We start from the raw sequence: 19690 nt of genomic DNA on the forward strand, positions 1-19690 counted from the left end.
CGCTCATCGTTGCGGCGTGGGCCAAGGGTGGCCGGTGATCGGCTCGCGAGCAATTGAGTAAGCTGCCGCCCGTGGTGAACGCTCCCCTCTCCCGCGAAGTGGGAGAGGGGTGGGGGTGAGGGCCGGAGTGTCAACGAAGTCCACCCCCTCGGCATAGCCACCGCCTGCCCTCACCCCCTGCCCCTCTCCCGCGCGCGGGAGAGGGGAGCAAACCCTCAGTCAGCGAAGCTGAGCGCAATCAATCCAGCGAAATATTATTCGCCTTGATCACCTTCCCCCAATGCTCCCGGTCCGCCTCGACATACCGGTCGATCTCCGCCTGCGTGCGCGGCGGCTGCACGATCAGCCCGAGCGCGCTGAAGGTCGCGCGGAACTGCGGGTCCTTCAGCACGTGCGAAGCGGCCGCCTGCAGTTTGGCTACGGCTTCAGGCGGCGTCTGCGCCGGCACCGCCAGCCCGAACCACGTCGCAGCCTGGAAATTGGGATAGCCGCTCTCGGCCACCGTCGGCACGTTGGGCAGCACCTCCAGCCGGGTGCGGCCGGTGACCGCCAGCGCCTTGAGCTTGCCGGCCTTGATATGCGGCAGCGAGGTGCTGACCACATCGACCATCAGCTGCACGTCGTTGGCCAGCAGCGCCGCCAGCGCGGGCGCGCTGCCGTTGTAGGGCACATGCGTGACGTTGATGCCCAGCTCGGTCTTGAGCATCTCGGTGGCCAGCTGCAGCGCATTGCCCAGCCCCACCGACGCATAGTTGAGCTTGCCGCCGGACGACTTGGCGTAGGCCGCGAACTCCTTGATGTTGCCGGCCGGCACCTGGGTGTTGGTCACCACCACCAGCGGCGCCTCGGCACCGATCGTGAAGATCTTGAAGTCCTTGGGCGGGTCGTAGGTGATCTTCTTGTACAGCATGGGGTTCAGCACCATGCTGCCGTTGGTCGCCAGCACCATGGTGTAGCCGTCGGCGGGCGCGCGGGCCACGCTGTTGGTGCCGATCATGGTGGCGGCGCCGGGGCGGTTCTCGACCACCACGGTCTGGCCGAGCTGGCGCGACATGCCGTCGGCCAGCGCGCGCCCGAACTGGTCGGTCGAGCCGCCCGGCGTGTACGGCACCACCAGCTTGAGCGGCCGCTCCGGATAGGCGGCCAGGGCGGCGCCGCCCCACAGCGCCAGCGCGCAGCCGGCGCCGGCTGCCAGCGCGGCGAGCCAGGCCCGCCGTCCTCTCTTTTCCTCGTGCATCGCGTCTCCTCCTGTGGTTGTCCTTGTGTTGCCGCGCCGCCCGGTACGCTTACACGCGCCGCTGGCGGCCTTCCCAGTATCGGTCGCGCAGCCGGCGCTTGGCGAGCTTGCCGGTCTCGTCGCGCGGCAGCTGCGGCTCGATCACGATGCTGCGCGGCACCTTGAAGCCCGACAGCCGCTGGCGCAGCCAATCGATCACGTCGGCCTCGCGGATCTCCGCGCCCGGCATCGGCTGCACCAGGCCCAGCAGGCGCTCGCCGTACTCGTCGTCGGGGACGCCGAACACCACGCAGTCGGCCACGCCGGGATAGCGCACCAGCTCGTGCTCGATCTCGGCCGGGTAGATGTTGACGCCGCCGGAGATCACCATGTCGGAGGCGCGGTCGCAGATGAACAGGTAGCCGTCGGCATCGACGTAGCCCATGTCGCCCAGCGTCACCAGCCCGCCGCGGTCGATGGCGCTGCGCGCGGCGTCGTTGTTGCGGTAGCTGAAGTCGGGATAGGCGGGCTGGCGCACGTAGACCAGGCCGACTTCGCCCGGCGCGCACTCGCGGCCGTCTTCGTCCAGGATGCGCAGCTGCGCGTCGTCGACAGGCTTGCCGGCGGTGCCCGGGCGCGCGGCGGCGTCTGCCGGCGTGGCCACGGTGATCATGCCGGCCTCGCTGGAGGCATAGGTCTCATAGATGATCGGGCCGAACCAGTCGAGCATGGCGCGCTTGACCTCCGGCGCGCACGGCGAGCCGGTCGAGGCGACGAAGCGCAGCGACGACACGTCGTACTTCGCGCGCACCTCGGGCGCCAGCTTGAGCAGGCGCACGTACATGATCGGCACCAGGTAGATCACGTCGATGCGGTGCTGCTCGATCAGCGCCAGCACCTGCTCGGCATCGAAGCGCGGCGTGATCACCAGGCGCTCGGCCATCTGCAGCGCATTCTGGATAAACGAGCTTGGCGCGCTGTGATACAGCGGCGCCGACATCAGCGCGCGGCAGCCCGGCTCGAGGCCGTAGGCCTGCCGCACCAGCGAGCGCGCGCGCGCCTGCTGCGCTTCCAGCTGGTCCAGCGGGACCGCAGCGCGCACCACGCCCTTGGGCCGGCCGGTGGTGCCGGAGGTGTAGGCCATGTGGCCGCGCGGCGCCACGCGTGGGCCGTCATACGCGGGCTGCTGCGCCAGCCAGCCTTCATATTCGATCGCGCCCCCGGCGCTGCCGCCGACCGACAGGACGGTCATGCCCGCGGGCACCGCATCATGCATCGCGGGCAGCAGGTCGGACTGGACCAGCAACACCTTGGCGCCGCTGTCGGCCAGCAGGAAGCGCACTTCCTCGGCAGTGAAGTGCCAGTTGATCGGGCAGTAGTAGCAGCCGGCGGTCCGGCAGGCGTTGACCACGTCGGCATAGGCCGGATCGTTGCGCAGCAGCACCGCGACCACGTCGCCTTGCTGCACGCCCAGCCGGCGCAGGCCGCCGGCGAGTTGCGCGCCACGCGCCACCAGTTCGCCGGCGCTGCGGTGCATATCTTCAAACCAGAGGTCCGTGGCCATCCGTTGTCTCCCTTTTTCGCTACGCTGACTGACAGCTTGCCACTGTATCGGCGGGGTCCTGCATCGACAATCACGCGCAGCGGAATCACAATGTTGCGCCAGACTCGACAATCCCACAGGCAATCCCGGATGGACCTCAACCTGATCCAGGCCTTCGTCGATATCGTCGACGCCGGCAACCTGGCCGAAGCGGGCCGGCGGCGCGGCGTGACGCGCTCGCAGGTCAGCCGCCAGCTGCGCGAGCTGGAGCACCAGGCGGGTGCCCAGCTGCTGCGCCGGACCACCCGGCGGCTGGAGTTGACCGAGCCCGGCCACGCGCTGTACCAGCACGGCGTGCGCATCCTGCAGGAGGTGACTTCGGCGCAGGCGGAGATCGACAGCCTGGGCAAGACCCTGCGCGGCCATGTGCGCGTGAGCGTGCCGACCGGGCTGGGCGATGCCTATATCGCGCCATTGCTGCTGCGCTTTGCCAAGCTGCATCCCGGGATCACGCTGCGGGTGTTCTTTGCCAACCGCGTCAACGACCTGATCGCGGCCGAGATCGACGTGGCGCTGAAGGTCACTTCGGCGCCCCCGCTGGACCATGTGGCGCGGGAAATCTGCGATATCCGCTGGCAACTGTACGCATCGCCGGAATACCTCGCGACCATCCCGCCGGTGCGGGTGCCGCCCGACCTGGCCGGGTGCAGCTTCCTTTGCCCGCCCTATACGCCACGCCAGTTCGCGCTGTCTCTGTACCGCGAGGGCCAGTGCGTCGACGTGGCGCTGACGCCGACGCTGCAATCCGAGCACTTCCTGTTCCTGGCGCGCGCGGTCAGGGAGGGACATGGCATCGGCCTGCTGCCGGTCTATATCGGCTGGGAGGCTGTGCAAGCCGGTACGCTGGTGCCCGTGCTGCCGGACTGGCGGCCGGAAGGGCTGGGCAACCGGCTCTTCATCATCACCACGCCGAACCTGCATCCGTCGATGGCCACCCGGGCGCTGATCGGGTTCATGCGGGAAGAGCTGGGCAAGCTGGAAGTCTTCGCCACCTCTGACAGCCGGGAGTGACGTGCCGCCAGCGCCACGCGCTGGGTGAAATGGCCGATGATCGAACGGATTTGCGCAATCCATCGGCAAGCTGGTGCACGGACTTGCATTCTGCAAGCTATGCTCGGGAGAACTTGCAAATTGAAAGCAAGACATCGATCGAGGCGCCGAGACCATGCCACCCACCCCAACCGATTTCACTTCGATGCCCTGCCCGGTCGCTCGCTCCATGGCGGTGCTGGGCGAGCGCTGGGCCATCCTGGTGCTGCGCGAGGCCTTCTACGGCAGCACGCGCTTCGATGAGTTCGAACGCAACCTGGGCATCGCCCCCAATATCCTCAGCGCCCGGCTCAAGACGCTGGTGGCGCACGGCCTGCTGGCCCGCGTCACGCCAGAGGGCGGTGGCCGCCACGTCTACCAGCTGACCGGCAAGGGCCGTGACTTCTTCCCGGCCTATGTCGCGCTCAAGGCCTGGGCCGATCGCTGGATGACCGATGACAAAGGTCCACTGACGCTGCTGCAGGACCGCCGCACCGGCCGGGAAATCGCCGAGCCCGCACTGGCACGCGCCGACGGCACGCCGATCACGCTGGACGACGTGCGCGTGCTGCCCGGCCCGGGCGCCGGCCGCTTCCTGCGGCGCCGCTTCGGCGAACCCGACAGCGTGGGCCACGGCGCGGAGCACGGACATGAGTGAAGCCCGTGCCTTGCCCGCCGGCAGCGTCCCGGCCGAGGCAGTCCCCGCCAGCGAACTCGCCCGCCGCATCGGGCGGCTGGCCGGCCCGACCGCGCTGATCGCGCTGCTGCAGGCCGTGGGCCAGCTGATCGAAACCTGGCTGGCCGCGCGCCAGGGCACCGCCGCGCTGGCGGGTTGGGCGGTGGTGCTGCCGTTTGCGCTGCTGCTGCAGCAGATGTCGACCGGCGCCATGGGCGGCGGCGTGGTCGCGGCAATCGCGCGGGCGCTGGGTGCCAACAAGCGCGACGAGGCCTCGGCACTGGTGATGCATGCGCTGCTGATCGCGGTCACGGCCGGGCTCGCCTTTGCCGTGGTGCTGGCCGGCTTCCCGCGTGGCGTGCTCGGTGCCGTGGCCGGCGCCACCGCTGCCGAAGCGGCCGCCACCTATGCGATCTGGCTGTTCGGCGCGGGTGCGATCCCGGCGTGGCTGGCCAATACGCTGGCCTCGGTGCTGCGCGGCGGCGGCCGCCATGCGCTGGCGGCGCGCGTGCTGGCGCTGATGTGGGTGGCCTTCCCGGTACTGTCGTGGCTGCTGGCCGAGCCCGCCGGCATGGGGCTGGCCGGCATCGGCGCGGCGCTGGCGGCGGTCTCGTGGGCTGCAGCCCTGGCGATGGCGATCGTGGTCGCGCGTGGCGGCGCGGGCTTCGTGCCGGTGCTGCGGATCCAGCCGTCGTGGGCGCTGTTCTCGCGGATCCTGTCGGTGGGGCTGGTGGCGTGCGCGCTGGCTTCGGTGGCCAACCTGACCACCATCCTCGTCACCGCGCAGCTGCGCCATCATGGCACCGCGGCAGTGGCGGCCTACGGCATCTCGGCGCGGCTGGAATTCCTGATGATCCCGCTGGCGTTCGGCGTGGGCTCGGCGCTGACGGCGCTGGTCGGGCGCGCAGTCGGTGCCGGCGACTGGCATACGGCGCGCCGCACCGCATGGGTCGGCGCCTTCCTCGCGCTGGCGATCGCGGGCACGGCCGGCGCAGCGGTCGGACTGGCGCCGGTGCGCTTTGCCAGCCTGTTCACCAACGATGCCGAAGTCATCGCCATCGCGGCGCGTGCGCTGTCATGGGTGGGGCCGGCGTTCGGTGGCTTCGGGCTGGGCATGGCGCTGTACTTTGCCTCGATGGGCGCCGGGCGGATGCGCTGGCCGGTGGCGGCCGGGCTGTGCCGGATCGCGCTGGCGGCGGGCGGAGGCTGGGTGCTGGCGAATGTGTTCGGGATGGGGTTGGACGGGCATTTCCTGGGGGTGGCGCTGGGGATTACGGCGTATGGGGTGGTGACCGCGCTGGGGGTCAGGCAGGGGGAGTGGTCGGCGCGCTGAGGTGCCCGCGCGAACGCATCGACACCGACAGCTCGCGCCCCTCCATCACCTCGCCAGCACCTTTGCATCCCCCTGCATGCCAGCCTCGCGCACGGCCCGCGGCACCGACGGCCAGCCGCCGCCCAGCGACTTGTACAGCGCCGCGGTACTGGTCAGCACGTCCACCTGGCCCTGGATCGCCGCGAGCTGCGCATCGAACAGCTTCTCGCGCGCATTGGTGACCTCCAGGTAGCTCGAATACCCGCCCTCATACCGGGCAAAGGCCTGGTCGGCATAGATGAACAGGCTCTGTTCCTGCCGGCGCAGGCTGCCCAGCCGCGTGCGGGTCTCGACGCCGTTGGCGAGCGCGCTGTTCACATCCGCCAGCGCCGCCAGCACCGTGCCCTGGTAAGCAAACATGGCCTGGTTGCGCTGCGCGGACGCGGTCTGCACCTGCCCGCGGATGGCGCCGCCCTGGAAGATCGGCTGGGTCAGCCCCGCGCCAAACGCCCACACCCGCGACGCGCTGTCCCACAGCGCGCCCGGCGACGCCGCCACGGCGCCGAACAGGCCGCTCAGGTTGACCGCCGGCAGGTAAAGCGCCTGCGCCGCGCCCAGCTGCGCATTGGCGGCGATGGCGGTCTGCTCGGCCTGCAGCACATCGGGCCGGCGCGAGAGCAACGCGGCCGGCAGGTCGGCGCCGACCGGCGGCGCCTGCAGCTCGTGGATCGGCTTGCCACGCTCGATCGGGCCCGGCGGCCGGCCCAGCAGCACCGACAGCGCGTTCTCGGTCTGCGCGATGGCGGCACGCAGCGGCGGGATCGAGCCCTCGGCCACGTAGTAGTCATTCTCGGCCTGCGCCAGTTCAAGCTGCGAGATCACGCCGCCCTCATAGCGCTGGCGGAAGATATCCAGCCCGCTCGCGCGCGATGCCAGCGTCTGCTGCGCGACGTCGAGCTGCGCATCGAGCCCGCGCAGCGTGGCATAGCCCTGCACCACGGAAGCCGCCAGCGCCAGCACCACGCCGCGGCGCGCGTACTCGGCATTCCACAGGCTGGCCTCGGCCGCCTCGGCCTGCCGGCGGATGCGGCCCCACAGGTCGATCTCCCAGTTGGCGTTGGCCAGCAGCTGGTAGGTATTGCCGGTGCCGCTGCCGAACTGCGTGCTGTTCAGGCTGCCGATGCTCTGGCGCGCGGCCGACGCGGAAAGATTGAGCTGCGGGAAAAAGCCGGCGCGCGCCACCATCAGCTGGCCACGGAATTCGTCGATGCGCGCGGCGGCGATGCGGATATCGTAGTTGCCGGCCAGCGCCGCATCCACCAGCGCGTTCAGCACCGGGTCGCTGAACTGGTTCCACCAGTCGCTGTCGGCCGCGATCGCCAGCGCGCTTGTGTCGAGCCGGTACTGCGCCACCTCCGGGGTCTCCGGGCGCTGGTAGTTGGGGCCGATCGCGCAGCCGCCCAGCGTTGCCGCGACGCTGGCCGCCAGCATCCACGCACGTGGGCTCATAGCGCTTCTCCGGCAGGCGGCGTGGCGGGTGGCTGCGGCGCATCGCCCGCCTTGGCCGCCTTCCCGGGCTTGCCTTCGGACATGCGCTCCAGGCCCCAGAAGAACATCGGGATGAAGAACAGCGCGATCACCGTGGCGCCCAGCATGCCGCCGATCACGCCCGTGCCGAGCGACTGCCGGCTGGCCGCCGAGGCGCCGCTGGCGATGGCCAGCGGCACGCAGCCGAGGATAAACGCCAGCGAGGTCATGATGATCGGCCGCAGCCGCAGCTTGGACGCATGGATGGCGGCGTCATACGCGCTCAGCCCTTCCTTCTCGCGCATTTCCACCGCGAACTCGAAGATCAGGATCGCGTTCTTCGCCGCCAGCGCGATCAGCACGGTCAGGCCGATCTGGAAGTAGACATCGTTCTCCATGCCGCGCATCAGGATGCCGAGCAACGCGCCGAACAGCGCGAACGGCACGGCCAGCAGCACGCCGATGGGCAGCGACCATTTCTCGTACTGCGCCGCCAGGATCAGGAACACCATCAGCAAGGCAAAGGCGAAGACGTAGACCGCGGTGGAGCCGGCGGTCTTTTCCTCGTAGGCCTGGCCGCTCCAGGCGTACGCGTAGCCCTGCCCCAGCACCTCCTGCGCCACTTCCTCCATCGCCGAGATCGCCTGTCCCGAGCTGTAGCCCGGCGCGGCGTCGCCCATGACCTTGGCGGCCGGGAAGTTGTTGAAGCGCGTGACGATGTCCGCCCCCGGCACATACCTGGTGGTGGTCACCGCCTTGATCGGCACCATCTCGCCGTTGTGGTTGCGCACATAGACCTTGTCGAGGTCTTCCGGGCGCGAGCGGAACTCGGGCTCGGCCTGCAGGATCACCTGGAACAGGCGGCTGTTCTTGGGGAACTGGCTCACGTAGAGCGAGCCGAACATGGTCTGCAGCGCCGAATAGACATTCTCGACCGGCACACCCTGGGTCTCGGAACGCTCGCGGTCGACTTCGACCAGGAACTGGCGCGAGCGCGAATTGATGGTGGAATTCACCCCCCTCAGCTCTGGCCGCAGGCGGGCCTTGGCGATGAACTCGTGAACCTTCTGCTCCAGCTGCTGGTAAGTGCCGTCGGCCGTGCTCTGCAGCCAGAACTCGAAGCCGCCCGTGGTACCCAGCCCGGGGATCGACGGCGGATTCAGCGGGATCACGACGCCGTCCTGGTAGCGCGAGAACTCATGCTGGGCCTTCTGCATCAGCTCGGCCGCCGTCTGGCCGGGACCACGGTCATGGAAGCCCTTGAGCGTGACGAACAACGTGCCCGCGTTGGCCTTGTTCTGCGAGTCGATCAGGCTGAAGCCATCGACCGTCGCCACCGACGAGACGCCGGGCTGCTTCGCGAACCACGTCTCCGCGCGCGTCGATAAGGTCTGGGTGCGATCGAGGCTGGCCGCGTCCGGCATCACCACCGCGCCGAACAGGTAGCCCTGGTCCTCCACCGGCAGGAATGAGGTCGGGATGCGCATGAACATGACCACGCTGACCGCCACCATCGCCAGGATAATGGCGATCGACATCACGGTGCGCCGGATCACGATCTGCAGCGACTTGTCATAGCCGGCCACGAGGCGGTCGAAGGAATTGTTGAACCAGGTGAAGAAGCGGTTCTTCTTGTGCTGGCCAGGCTTGAGCAGGATCGCCGCCATCGCCGGCGACAGCGTCAGCGCCACCACGCCGGACAGCACCACCGACACTGCGATGGTGATGGCGAACTGCTTGTACAGCTGCCCGGTGATGCCCGACAGGAACGCCACCGGGATAAACACCGCCAGCAGCACCAGCACGATGGCAACCACCGGGCCGCTGACCTCGTCCATCGCCTTCTTGGCCGCCTCCTTGGGCGGCAGGTTGAACTCCGTCATGTTGCGCTCGACGTTTTCGATCACCACGATCGCGTCGTCGACCACGATGCCGATGGCCAGCACCATGCCGAACAAGGTCAGCATGTTGACCGAGAAGCCGAACGCGCTCATGCCGACGAAGGCGCCGATGATCGACACGGGCACGGCCAGGATCGGCACCAGCGTGGCGCGCAGGCTCTGCAGGAACAGGAACACCACCAGGATCACCAGGATCACCGCGTCGCGCAGCGTGTGCACCACCTCGTCGATCGACTCCTGCACGAACTCGGTGGTGTCGAGCGCGACCTCGTACTCCAGCCCCGGCGGGAAGCTCTTCTTCAGCTCCGCCAGCGTGGACTTCACCTGCTTTGCCACATCCAGCGCATTGGCCCCCGGCTGCTGGTACACCGCCAGCAGCGTGGCGGTCTTGCCGTTGTAGCGGCTGCGCAGCGAGTAGTCCTTGGACCCCAGTTCGGCGCGGCCGATATCCTTCAGGCGCACCAGCGCGGCGTCGCCGGACTGCGCGCGCAGGATCATGTTGTCGAACTCGGCCGGCTCGGTCATGCGGCCCTTGGTGGCGATCGGGAAAGTCTGCTGCACCGGCCCGGTGGTCGGCGACTGGCCGATGCGCCCCGCGGAGAACTGCTGGTTCTGGTTGGCGACCGCGTTCTTGACGTCCTCGGTGGTGATGCCCAGCGACGCCATGCGGTCGGGCCGCAGCCAGATGCGCATGGCGTAGTCCGGGCTGCCGAAGATCGACGACTGGTTGGCGCCGGGGATGCGCTTGAGCGCATCCAGCACGTAGATGTTGGCGTAGTTGCCGACGAAGGTCTGGTTGTAGCTGTTATCCGGCGAATAGATGGCAATCACCATCATGAACGCCGACGACCGCTTCTGCACCGAGACGCCCTGCGCCGTCACGGCATCGGGCAGCGTGGGCAGCGCCAGGTTGACGCGGTTCTGCACGTCCACCTGCGCGAGCTCGGGGTCGGTGCCGATCTCGAAATAGGTGGTCAGCGTCAGGTCGCCGGTCGAGGAACTCGTCGAGTTCATGTACATCATGCGGTCGGCGCCGTTGACCTGCTGCTCGATCGGCGCGGCCACGTTCTGCGCCACCACCTCGGCGCTCGCCCCTGGGTATCGCGTCGTGACCGTGATGGACGGGGGCGTGATATCCGGGAACTGGGCGATCGGCAGCTTGGTCAGCGCCACCAGGCCGCCCACCGTGATGATGATGGACAGCACCGATGCGAAGATCGGCCGGTCGATAAAGAAATGGGCAAGCTTCATGGCTTGCCCCCGGTGGTGCTGGCGGCCGTGGGCGCGGCGGCGCGGGAGGCCGCTGGCGCCGGCCCTGCGGGCGCGGCCGGTGCGGCGGCGGCGCTGGCCGCGCCATGTGCGGCGACCTCGGCCGCCGGCACGGCCTTGACCGGGGCGCCCGGCATCAGGCGCAGGATCCCGCTCACGGCCACGCGCTCACCGGCCTTCAGCCCCGAGCGCACCACCCAGTTGCTGCCGGTCCATTCGCCCACGTCCACCACGCGCTGCTGCGCCTTGTTGTCCGGGCCGATCACCCACACGGTCTGCCCGCGCGGGCCTTGCACGATGGCTTCCTGCGGCACCGCAATGGCCTGCGTGCGCATCGCGCCATGCACCTTGACCCGCACGAACTGGCCCGGCCTCAGGGTCCCTTGCGGATTGGCGACCTCGGCGCGGACCAGGTAGGTGCCGGTTTCCTGGCTGAACGAAGCGTCGGCAAAGGCGATCCTGCCGTGGTGCGGGAACTCCGTCCCGTCGGCCAGCACGATGACGATGTCGAAGGCTTCCTGCGCCGGGTACTTGATGGCGCCGGATTTCTCCGACGAGCGGATCGACAGCACCTCGTTCTCGGACAGGCTGAAGTTGACCCACATCGGACTCAGCTTGGCAACATAGGTCAGCAGGCTGTTGGTGGTATCGATATAGGATCCCACCTGCCGCTTGGCAAAGCTCGACAGGCCCGCCACCGGCGACTTGATCGTGGTGTAGCTCAGGTTCAGCTTGGCATTGATCACATTGGCGCGCGCCTGCTCCACCGCGGCCGCGGCCTCCTGCTCCTTGCCGGTGGCGTCATCCAGGTCGCGCTGGCTGAGGGCATTGCGCGCCGCCAGCGGGCGCACGCGGTTCAGGTCGGCGCGGGCGGTGTTCAGCCGCGCCTGCTGCTGCGCCAGTTCGGCCTCGGCCGCCTTCAGCGTGGCCTCGAACGGCTTGGGATCCATCAGGAAGAGGGTCTCGCCCGCCTTGACCAGGGCGCCTTCCGTATACACCCGCTGCTCCAGGAAGCCATTGACGCGCGCGCGTATCTCCACCTGCTGCGAGCTCTGGGTCTGGCCGACGAAGTCAAAGATGAGCGGCACGTCGCGCAGCGCCACGGTGATGACGCCCACCTCGGCTGCCGGTGGCGCCACCGCTGCCGGCTTCTCCTTGCCGCAGCCCGCCACCAGCAGCAGGGCCAGCAAGCCCGCCGCGCCGCACCCGTTGAGCATTGTCCTCACGAAACCTCCTCCGCCAGCAACCATGGCCGCCCCCCGATGCCAGACGCAGCGGCGCCCGCCGCCGATCCGGTGCCTGTTCAGGCAGGTTAAGGCGCGCCCATGGACGCGCCAATTCAATCTTTCTTGTGCCCGTGTTTAGTCGTTTCGACAGTCGCGGCCAGGCCGGCTGCCCTCGCCCGGCAGTCCGCCTCAGCGCCGGAAGCCGCCATGGAACCGGCCCCCGCCGCGGAATCCCCCGCCGCCAAACCGGCCCGCGCCCTGCCACTGCTGCGCCATGCCGCTGAAGCGCTGCTGCCCCACTTCGCGCGCCTGGCGCTGCTGGTCCAGCCGGCCGGTCACTTCGTTGCTGGACTGCACCGGTTCCCAGCCGCCGGGCGTGTGCTTCTGCCAGCCGCTGTCGGTATGCTGGTAGACCGAGCCATCATGGCCGGCATAGACGTTGCCGTTGTTCCACACCAGGGCGTTGTCCTTGCCCGGGTTGGCGATGAAACCGCGGCTGCCGGCGGTGTGCGCGCCGGTCTGCGTGTTGCCGGCAATGCCAGCCTCGGCCGCGCCCACGCGGCCGATCTGCGCGTTGTAGCCGGCCGCCTGGCGCCCGGCTGCGTAGTCGCCGGTATAGGTATTGCCGGCAACGCCGCCGCGCGCGGCCCCCTCGCGCCCGGTGGAGGGGTTGGAGAACGAGCCCTGGCGGCCGGCGGCGTAGTTGCCGGAATACGGGTTGAACGCGGCACCTCGGCTGCCCTGGTAGCGCGCGCCGGTGGCCGGGTTGACGCCCGAGGCCGCGCTGCCGCGCCACTCGGTGCCGGTCCACGCGTTCCAGCCCTGCGCATGCGTCACCGTGCCCTGGCCCCAGCGGCCGTAGAAGTTGGCCTGGTTCACGTTGACGTAGTTCCAGTTATAGGGGGCGCCCCACCAGTACGGTCCCCAGTACGGCGACGCCGCACCCCAGAACGCGCCCGCGGCGAAGCCGAAGGCAAACCCCTCCGCCATGCCGATGCCGAAGCCCGCGCCGTAGCCGTAGGTAACCGGGTAGCCGTAGTAGGCCGCTCCGACATAGGGCGGATAGACGTAGCCGGTGCCGTACACGACCGTGCCGTCGGGACTGACCACCACGCCCATGTACCCGGGGGTGTAGCCGACCACGACGGTTTCCGGCGTGACCGCGTAGATCCGTACATAGGTCACGTAGTAGAGCGGCGAGGTTGGCGGGATGGTGTAGATCGCCGACGGCACCTCGGTGGCGACGCGCCACGGTCCCGACGGTGCCGGCGCCGTGAACCAGACGCCATTGGCGACCGCGTAATAGTGGCTGGCATCGACCTCGATCACCGGCGTGCCCGTGTTCGCCGCATAGCTGAGCGAGGTGCCGGTGATCGGCGCAAAGCGCGGCGCGCCGTCGTAGGCGACGTTCAGGCTGGCCTTGCTGCGCGAGACCGTGGCGGTCTGCGGGATGGTGGCGGCAATCTCGGCCTCGCGCGCCTGCGGCGTGCCCGGCACCGACACCAGCACGTTGGCCTTGGGGTCGGTCGCCGGAATCCTGGCGAAATCCGCCGGCAGCTCGCGGCCAGGCACGTATTCCCACGGCCCGGTCAGCATCGGCGCGCGGAACCAGCGGCCCGACACCAGTACGTAATACTGGTTGGTGGCCGGGTCGACGAAGATGGCGTGATCGGCATTGGAGACCGCCAGCAGGCCCACGCCGCTGACCGGCGTCATCTGCGGCGCGCCGCTGGTAATGACCAGCTCGGTCGGCCGGGTGGCGAAAACGATATCCGGCGCCCGCGCGGGGCGCTTGCCGCCGGCGGGCAGCATGGCGTCAGGCTTCATGCCGGCGGCAGCCTTGGTGGCGGCATTCTCCAGCGCCTTCGGCACGGTCGTCATGACCTCCCACGCGCCGCCTGCGGATTCGGAGCGGTACCAGTAGCCGGCAGCCTTCAGGTACAGCTCGCCGCCCGACTCGCGCAGCAACAGGGCACGGCTGTTGAGCGCGCGTTCATACTGCGTGCCGGGAACGGCGCGCCAGGCCGGATCGCCGTCGACCAGCACCAGCAGTGTCGGCGTGGTCGCAAACAGGATCTGCGGCGCGTCATTGCGGACCGGCACGCGGCCGGCGCGGGCCAGCTGCTGTGACACGGCGTAGCTGGCCTGCAACTGGTCCAGCGGCACGGTCAGGCCGCTGGCCGGCAGCCGGGACACCAGCGCCTGGCGTACCCGGTCGGCGGCGTCGGGCCTGGTGGGGACTTCCACGCTCTCGATGCGCAGCGCACTCAGCTGCACCAGCCCGGACGGCTTGTCGATATCGGCGGTGGCCGAGAAATGCACGACACCATAGGTGGGCGAGCCGCCCTTCTCTCCCACCGCCACGGCGGCCCGTCCCGACAGGCGGTTGCCGTCCCAGGTCTCGACCTGCGGCTGATACAGCTCGACATGGTCGTTGGCGGCGTCGAAATTGCGCGGCCAGGCCAGCGTTGCAGCCGCCTGTGGCGGCGTCGTGGCGGCTTGCGGCGCCATCGGCGCCAGCGCAAGCCATGCCGCCGCAATCAGGGCGCTGCTCGGCTTGAGGCAAGAAGACATGGATTTCTCCGGCAGGGAGGGCACGATGCTGCACAACAAGCGGCCCATGCTGGCAATCTAAATTAGGCCGGACAGGCGAACAATCGCATTTGAAAACATTCAGGGGCGCCGCAAAAAAAGACAGATCAGGCCGGCGCGAGGATTCCACACGCGGCGCGGGTGTGCATCTTGCTTGGCCGGCGGCCGCCGCTTTCCGCCCTTGAAGCGCGCCCGCAGCGGCCTCATCTCCCGATTCCACCCTGGCTCTCGCCGCGCCCCTATGCCCCCTCGCACCACCATCCTGACCGCCGCCGTGATCACGGCTTTGCTGCACGGCTATATCGGGCTGCGCCTGTTGCCGGCGATGCCCGTGCCGATGCTGGTCAAGACGCTCGCCGTCACCTGGCTCGCGCTGTCCTGCGCGCTGCTGCCCGCCGGGCTGCTGGCACGCCGCTTCAGCCAGCCGTGGGCGGACCGGATTTCCTGGATCGGCATGCTGGCAATGGGATTCTTCTCATCCCTGCTGCTGCTGACCCTGGCGCGCGACGTCGCGCTGGCCGCCGCCTGGCTGGTGGGCAAGCTGCTCGGCTGGCAAGCCCCCGGGCTGGTCGCGGGCAGCGCCCTCGCCGTGCCGCTGCTGGCACTGCTGGTTACGCTGGCCGGCTATATCAATGCCCGCCGCGTGGCGCGCGTGGTCGAGGTCGACGTGCCGGTGGCCGGCCTGCCCGAGGCGCTGCACGGGTTCACCATCGCGCAGATCAGCGACATCCACGTCGGCCCCACCATCAAGGGGCCCTACCTCGACCGCATCGTCGACCGCGTCAACAGCCTGAAGCCGGACGCCGTGGCCATCACCGGCGACTTGGTCGACGGCACCGTTCGTGAACTGTCCGCCCATACCGCGCCGCTGGCGCGGCTGCAGGCTCGCCATGGCAGCTACTTCGTCACCGGCAACCATGAGTACTACGCCGGCGCACAGCCGTGGATCGACGAACTGCGCCGGCTCGGCCTGTGCGTGCTGATGAACGAGCACGTGGTGGTGCAGCACGGCGGGCAGCCGCTGGTGCTGGCAGGCGTGACCGATTACTCCGCCGGCCGCTTCCACGAAAGCCACCGCAGCGACCCGCACCGCGCCATCGCCGGCGCTCCGCAACAGGCCGGCGTGCGCGTGCTGTTGGCGCATCAGCCGCGCACGGCAGTGGCCGCGGCCGAGGCTGGTTTTGACCTGCAGTTGTCGGGGCATACCCACGGCGGTCAATTCTGGCCGTGGAACCTGTTCGTGCCGATGCAGCAGCCGTACACCGCGGGGCTGGTGCGGCACGGCGCGATGTGGATCTATGTGAGCCGGGGGACGGGGTACTGGGGGCCGCCAAAGCGGCTTGGGGCGCCGTCGGAGATTACGCGGGTGAGATTGGTGCGGGCTTAGAGAGGATTGCCGCGTCGGCAACAAAAAGCGCCGCTCACTTGAGGCGGGGCTTGCGCATCTTGCTTGGGATCTTAGTGCCCTGTTGGCGGCGTTGGGAACCGGCGCGTCCTACTTGTCCTTCAGATTCATCGAGCTGAATGCCTTTCGAGCCAAGTCGGAGATACGTTTCTTGTTCCGCCTTAGCTCGGCGATTTCGGATTTCGTCAACTGTACGGAAACCGATGAGGTAACCCGCTTCATCCGCGGTGAGGGCGTGGGTGGCAATGCCGAAGATCTTGCGGATTTCATCGCCATACCTCCTTTCCAGTTCAAGAATTACCTGCCGAGGCGCCACCAGTCTACCAGAGCGTCCAGCGCATACCAGCACGATGGCAGCGACCACGTCGCCGCGCTGCGCCTGGATGTAGTGGGCCAGTTCCGCAAGCGTGCCGCCCATCGTGGTGACGTCGTCTACCAGCACATAACGTCCCCCCGGCACCACATACCCGGCGAATCGGGCACGCAGATTCATCCGCTCCATTGGATCTGCACCGGTGTGGAACACCTTCGTTGTCTGGACGATGGATTCGTCGACCTCCCCGTCCAGAGCGTGGTGCAGGTACATCGCAAACACCTGTGGAATAGCATTCTCACCTTGGGCCTCCACGGCGTGGGGCGCCACATAGATGCATGAACTCGGAAAGTCTGCTTCGCGCAATTTCGCTATCAACGGCAGCGCAAGATCGCCAATCAGTCGTATCGCCGCCTCGGTGGATCCGGCCTTTGCCGCCTTGTAGCTAGGATGCGCCCTCAGTTCGGCAACAGAACGGTAGAGGAAGTATGGCGACGACTCAGCCGATTTCGGGAATGGATGCTCGCGATCCTGGCGTGCTTCGAATAGCTGCCGGCCGAAACGCCCGCGGGGCCGCTTGAAGATGAGAAGGTGGATTGACTTTCGCATCCACCAAACCTACCCGGCATCACCTTAATGCCGAAGGCCTGGCGGCCACTTTCAGAATATTGGACAAGCACGCCGCTACGCGCCATAAAAAAACCAGGCCCGCAGGCCTGGTTCCCTTTCACACTCAGCAGTCCCTCACCGCGCAATCGGCTTGTACCGAATCCGCTTCGGCTTGGCCCCTTCTTCGCCCAGCCGCTTCTTCTTGTCCGCTTCATATTCCTGGTAGTTGCCCGGGAAGAACTCCACATGCGAGTCGCCCTCGAACGCCAGGATGTGCGTCGCGATCCGGTCCAGGAACCAGCGATCGTGCGAGATCACCATCACGCAGCCGGCAAACTCCAGCAGCGCATCTTCCAGCGCGCGCAGCGTTTCCACGTCGAGGTCGTTCGACGGCTCGTCCAGCAGCAGCACGTTGCCGCCGGCGATCAGCGTCTTGGCCATGTGCAGGCGGCCGCGTTCACCGCCCGACAGCGTGCCGACCTGCTTCTGCTGGTCGCCGCCCTTGAAGTTGAAGCGGCCGATATAGGCGCGCGACGGGGTTTCGTAACGGCCAACGGTCAGCACGTCGGCGCCGCCCGAGATTTCTTCGAACACGGTCTTGGTGCCGTCCAGCGCATCGCGGCTCTGGTCGACAAAGGCCATCTTCACGGTCGGCCCGATCTTGATCTCGCCGCTGTCCGGCTGTTCCTTGCCCGTGAGCATCTTGAAGAACGTCGACTTGCCGGCGCCGTTCGGGCCGATGATGCCGACAATGGCGCCCGGCGGCACCTTGAAGCTCAGGTTTTCGATCAGCATGCGGTCGCCGAAACCCTTGCTGACGTTGTCGAACTCGATCACTTCGTTGCCCAGGCGCTCACCCACCGGGATGAAGATTTCCTGGGTTTCGTTGCGCTTCTGGTATTCCTGGCTGTTCAGCTCGTCAAAGCGGGCCAGGCGCGCCTTGGACTTGGCCTGGCGGCCCTTGGGGTTCTGGCGCACCCACTCCAGTTCCTTGTGCAGCGCCTTCTGGCGCGCCGACTCGCTGGCCTCTTCCTGCTTCAGGCGCGCTTCCTTCTGGTCCAGCCACGAGCTGTAGTTGCCCTTCCAGGGGATGCCCTGGCCGCGGTCCAGTTCCAGGATCCACTCGGCGGCGTTGTCGAGGAAGTAGCGGTCGTGGGTCACGGCCACCACGGTGCCCGGGAAGCGCGTCAGGAACTGCTCCAGCCAGTCGACCGACTCCGCGTCCAGGTGGTTGGTCGGTTCGTCGAGCAGCAGCATGTCGGGGCGCGACAGCAGCAGGCGGCACAGCGCCACGCGGCGCTTCTCGCCGCCGGACAGGTGGCCGACCTTGGCCTCCCACGGCGGCAGGCGCAGCGCGTCGGCGGCAATGTCGAGTTGCAGCTCGACATTGTTGCCATCGCTGGCGGCCAGGATCGCTTCGTACTTGGCCTGGTCGGCCGCCAGCGCGTCAAAGTCCGCGTCCGGCTCGGCGTAGGCCGCGTAGATCTCGTCGAGCTTCTTGCGCGCCTCGAACACGCCGCCCAGCGCCGCTTCCACCGATTCGCGCACGGTCTGCTCGGGGTCGAGCTGCGGTTCCTGCGGCAGGTAGCCGATGTTCAGGTTCGGCATCGGCGTGGCCTCGCCCTCGATCTCCTTGTCGAGGCCGGCCATGATCTTGAGCAGCGTGGACTTGCCCGAGCCGTTCAGGCCCAGCACGCCGATCTTGGCGCCGGGGAAGAACGACAGCGAGATGTCCTTCAGGATGTGACGCTTGGGCGGAACGATCTTGCCCACGCGGTTCATGGTGAAAACGTACTGTGCCATGGGTGCGTGTTGGGGTTGGTGCGGGAATGGCGGGAGTGTATCAGGCACGCCGGGGCGCGCAGCCGGCCCCAGCCAGCTTCGGCCCCCGCCGGTACAATGGCAGGTTCGATTTTCCGCAGATTTTCCGAGCCATCGCCATGAGCAGACCCGCCCTGACCCTGAAGTTCAAGTGCAAGAAGTGCGCGAAACCCGTCACCCTGTACTTGCAGAAGACGTCCGCGTGCTCGCACATCACCCCGTACCAGGGCTTCTGCAAGTGCGGCGAGATGATGCGCCACGCCACCGGCGACAAGGACGCGGTCGAGTCCTTCGTCAACTCGCTGGACAACAGCTGGATGCACCACCATCACCACCACCACTAAGCAAGCCGCAGTGACGCAAACCTGGCGCCCCGCCGGCAAGGACCCGATGCGCTTCCTGGGCGGCTACCCGCCCGAAGTGCTCGACCAGGTGCGCGAGCTCGCCGCCGCCGGCCGCCTGGGCGACCACCTGGCTCGCCGCTATCCCGGCCGCCACACCGTGCAGACCGATCGCGCGCTGTACGACTACGCCACCGGGCTGAAGCAGGAGTTCCTGCGCAACGCGCCGCCGCTGCACAAGGTCGGCTTCGATGCCACGCTGGACTCGGCGCACAGGGCGCTGGGCCTGCATACCGCGATCTCGCGCGTGCAGGGCGGCAAGCTGAAGGCCAAGAAGGAAATCCGCGTGGCCTCGCTGTTCAGGGAAGCGCCGCCGGAATTCCTGCGCATGATCGTCGTGCACGAGCTCTCGCACCTGAAGGAGAGCGACCACGACAAGGCCTTCTACCGGCTGTGCGAACACATGGAGCCGCGCTACCACCAGCTGGAGTTCGACACGCGCCTGTGGCTGGCGTGGCGCGAACTGGAGCGCGCGCAAAAGGCGTAGCGGCGCGCGCTGCTTCGTGCAGCGCAGCACACAAGATTCTTGACGACCCCGCGCGCGCCTATGTATAACGAGCGCGTGGGTAGAAGCGGTCGATTGGACAGCAGCGGTGCAATGCCGTGAGGTCCAACTGGAGATTGCTCACTGACGGAGTGTTTCGTCGGTGGCGCAGTGGTCCAACGCTCTCCTGACAAAGACTCCCGAAATCAGCATGCGATAACGATCCGGCCCGGAAGCCGCATGGTGTTGCGCGCGCCTTTCCGCCCCGATCCCCGCATGCGTGTCCAACCTAGTCATTGTTAGGGG

14 protein-coding genes are annotated in these 19690 nt (G+C 68.1%); 6 read left to right on the forward strand and 8 right to left on the reverse strand.

Translation table 11 applies throughout. The annotated features are described in order from the left end of the window. Positions 1–238: 238 nt before the first annotated feature. Both JTE92_RS28255 and JTE92_RS28260 read right to left on the reverse strand, forming a co-directional pair. Positions 239–1237, reverse strand: a complete 999-nt coding sequence (locus JTE92_RS28255; RefSeq protein ID WP_063241619.1) for a Bug family tripartite tricarboxylate transporter substrate binding protein — start codon at positions 1235–1237, stop codon at positions 239–241. 49 nt (positions 1238–1286) lie between these two features. Continuing rightward, positions 1287–2780: an acyl-CoA synthetase gene (locus tag JTE92_RS28260; RefSeq protein WP_063241618.1), complete on the reverse strand. Its 1494-nt coding sequence runs from the start codon at positions 2778–2780 to the stop codon at positions 1287–1289. Positions 2781–2909: 129 nt separating this feature from the next. Between JTE92_RS28260 and JTE92_RS28265 the strand changes: the two genes are divergently transcribed. From JTE92_RS28265 to JTE92_RS28275, 3 genes are all read left to right on the forward strand, one after another. Next, positions 2910–3830, forward strand: a complete 921-nt coding sequence (locus JTE92_RS28265; RefSeq protein WP_063241617.1) for a LysR family transcriptional regulator — start codon at positions 2910–2912, stop codon at positions 3828–3830. A gap of 154 nt (positions 3831–3984) precedes the next feature. After that, on the forward strand, positions 3985–4506 hold the full coding sequence (locus JTE92_RS28270; protein WP_063241616.1) for a winged helix-turn-helix transcriptional regulator: 522 nt from the start codon (positions 3985–3987) through the stop codon (positions 4504–4506). Then, positions 4499–5857 (forward strand): MATE family efflux transporter, encoded by a 1359-nt coding sequence (locus JTE92_RS28275; protein ID WP_063241615.1) that lies wholly within the window; start codon positions 4499–4501, stop codon positions 5855–5857. The genes JTE92_RS28270 and JTE92_RS28275 overlap by 8 nt, the downstream gene beginning before the upstream one ends. Positions 5858–5902: 45 nt before the next feature. Here JTE92_RS28275 and JTE92_RS28280 read toward each other — a convergent pair whose 3' ends face one another. The 4 genes from JTE92_RS28280 to JTE92_RS28295 form a co-directional block, all read right to left on the reverse strand. Next, positions 5903–7345, reverse strand: a complete 1443-nt coding sequence (locus tag JTE92_RS28280; RefSeq protein ID WP_063241614.1) for an efflux transporter outer membrane subunit — start codon at positions 7343–7345, stop codon at positions 5903–5905. Further along, positions 7342–10515 carry an efflux RND transporter permease subunit gene (locus tag JTE92_RS28285; RefSeq protein ID WP_063241613.1) on the reverse strand — a complete coding sequence of 1058 codons (3174 nt, stop codon included), beginning with the start codon at positions 10513–10515 and terminating at the stop codon, positions 7342–7344. Before JTE92_RS28285 ends, JTE92_RS28280 begins: the two co-directional genes overlap by 4 nt. Continuing rightward, a complete protein-coding gene (locus tag JTE92_RS28290; RefSeq protein WP_063241612.1) occupies positions 10512–11750 on the reverse strand; it encodes an efflux RND transporter periplasmic adaptor subunit in 1239 nt (412 codons plus the stop codon). The genes JTE92_RS28285 and JTE92_RS28290 overlap by 4 nt, the downstream gene beginning before the upstream one ends. A 198-nt stretch (positions 11751–11948) precedes the next feature. Then, positions 11949–14333 (reverse strand): carbohydrate-binding family V/XII, encoded by a 2385-nt coding sequence (locus tag JTE92_RS28295; RefSeq protein WP_063241611.1) that lies wholly within the window; start codon positions 14331–14333, stop codon positions 11949–11951. Positions 14334–14592: 259 nt separating this feature from the next. Here JTE92_RS28295 and JTE92_RS28300 point away from each other — a divergent pair, with 259 nt between their 5' ends. Further along, positions 14593–15738 carry a metallophosphoesterase gene (locus JTE92_RS28300; RefSeq protein ID WP_063241610.1) on the forward strand — a complete coding sequence of 382 codons (1146 nt, stop codon included), beginning with the start codon at positions 14593–14595 and terminating at the stop codon, positions 15736–15738. A gap of 34 nt (positions 15739–15772) precedes the next feature. Here JTE92_RS28300 and JTE92_RS28305 read toward each other — a convergent pair whose 3' ends face one another. Together JTE92_RS28305 and ettA are read right to left on the reverse strand one after the other, a co-directional pair. Further along, positions 15773–16678, reverse strand: a complete 906-nt coding sequence (locus tag JTE92_RS28305) for a phosphoribosyltransferase (RefSeq protein ID WP_063241609.1) — start codon at positions 16676–16678, stop codon at positions 15773–15775. A 135-nt stretch (positions 16679–16813) separates the two neighbouring features. Then, positions 16814–18481 (reverse strand): energy-dependent translational throttle protein EttA, encoded by a 1668-nt coding sequence (ettA, locus tag JTE92_RS28310; protein ID WP_063241608.1) that lies wholly within the window; start codon positions 18479–18481, stop codon positions 16814–16816. A gap of 137 nt (positions 18482–18618) precedes the next feature. Between ettA and JTE92_RS28315 the strand changes: the two genes are divergently transcribed. Both JTE92_RS28315 and JTE92_RS28320 read left to right on the forward strand, forming a co-directional pair. Then, a complete protein-coding gene (locus tag JTE92_RS28315) occupies positions 18619–18843 on the forward strand; it encodes a hypothetical protein (RefSeq protein ID WP_029048367.1) in 225 nt (74 codons plus the stop codon). A gap of 46 nt (positions 18844–18889) precedes the next feature. Next, complete coding sequence (locus tag JTE92_RS28320) at positions 18890–19387, forward strand: M48 metallopeptidase family protein (protein WP_063241665.1); 498 nt, start codon at positions 18890–18892, stop codon at positions 19385–19387. Positions 19388–19690 lie beyond the last annotated feature (303 nt).

This window comes from Cupriavidus oxalaticus (assembly GCF_016894385.1).
GTDB classification, from domain to species: domain Bacteria; phylum Pseudomonadota; class Gammaproteobacteria; order Burkholderiales; family Burkholderiaceae; genus Cupriavidus; species Cupriavidus oxalaticus.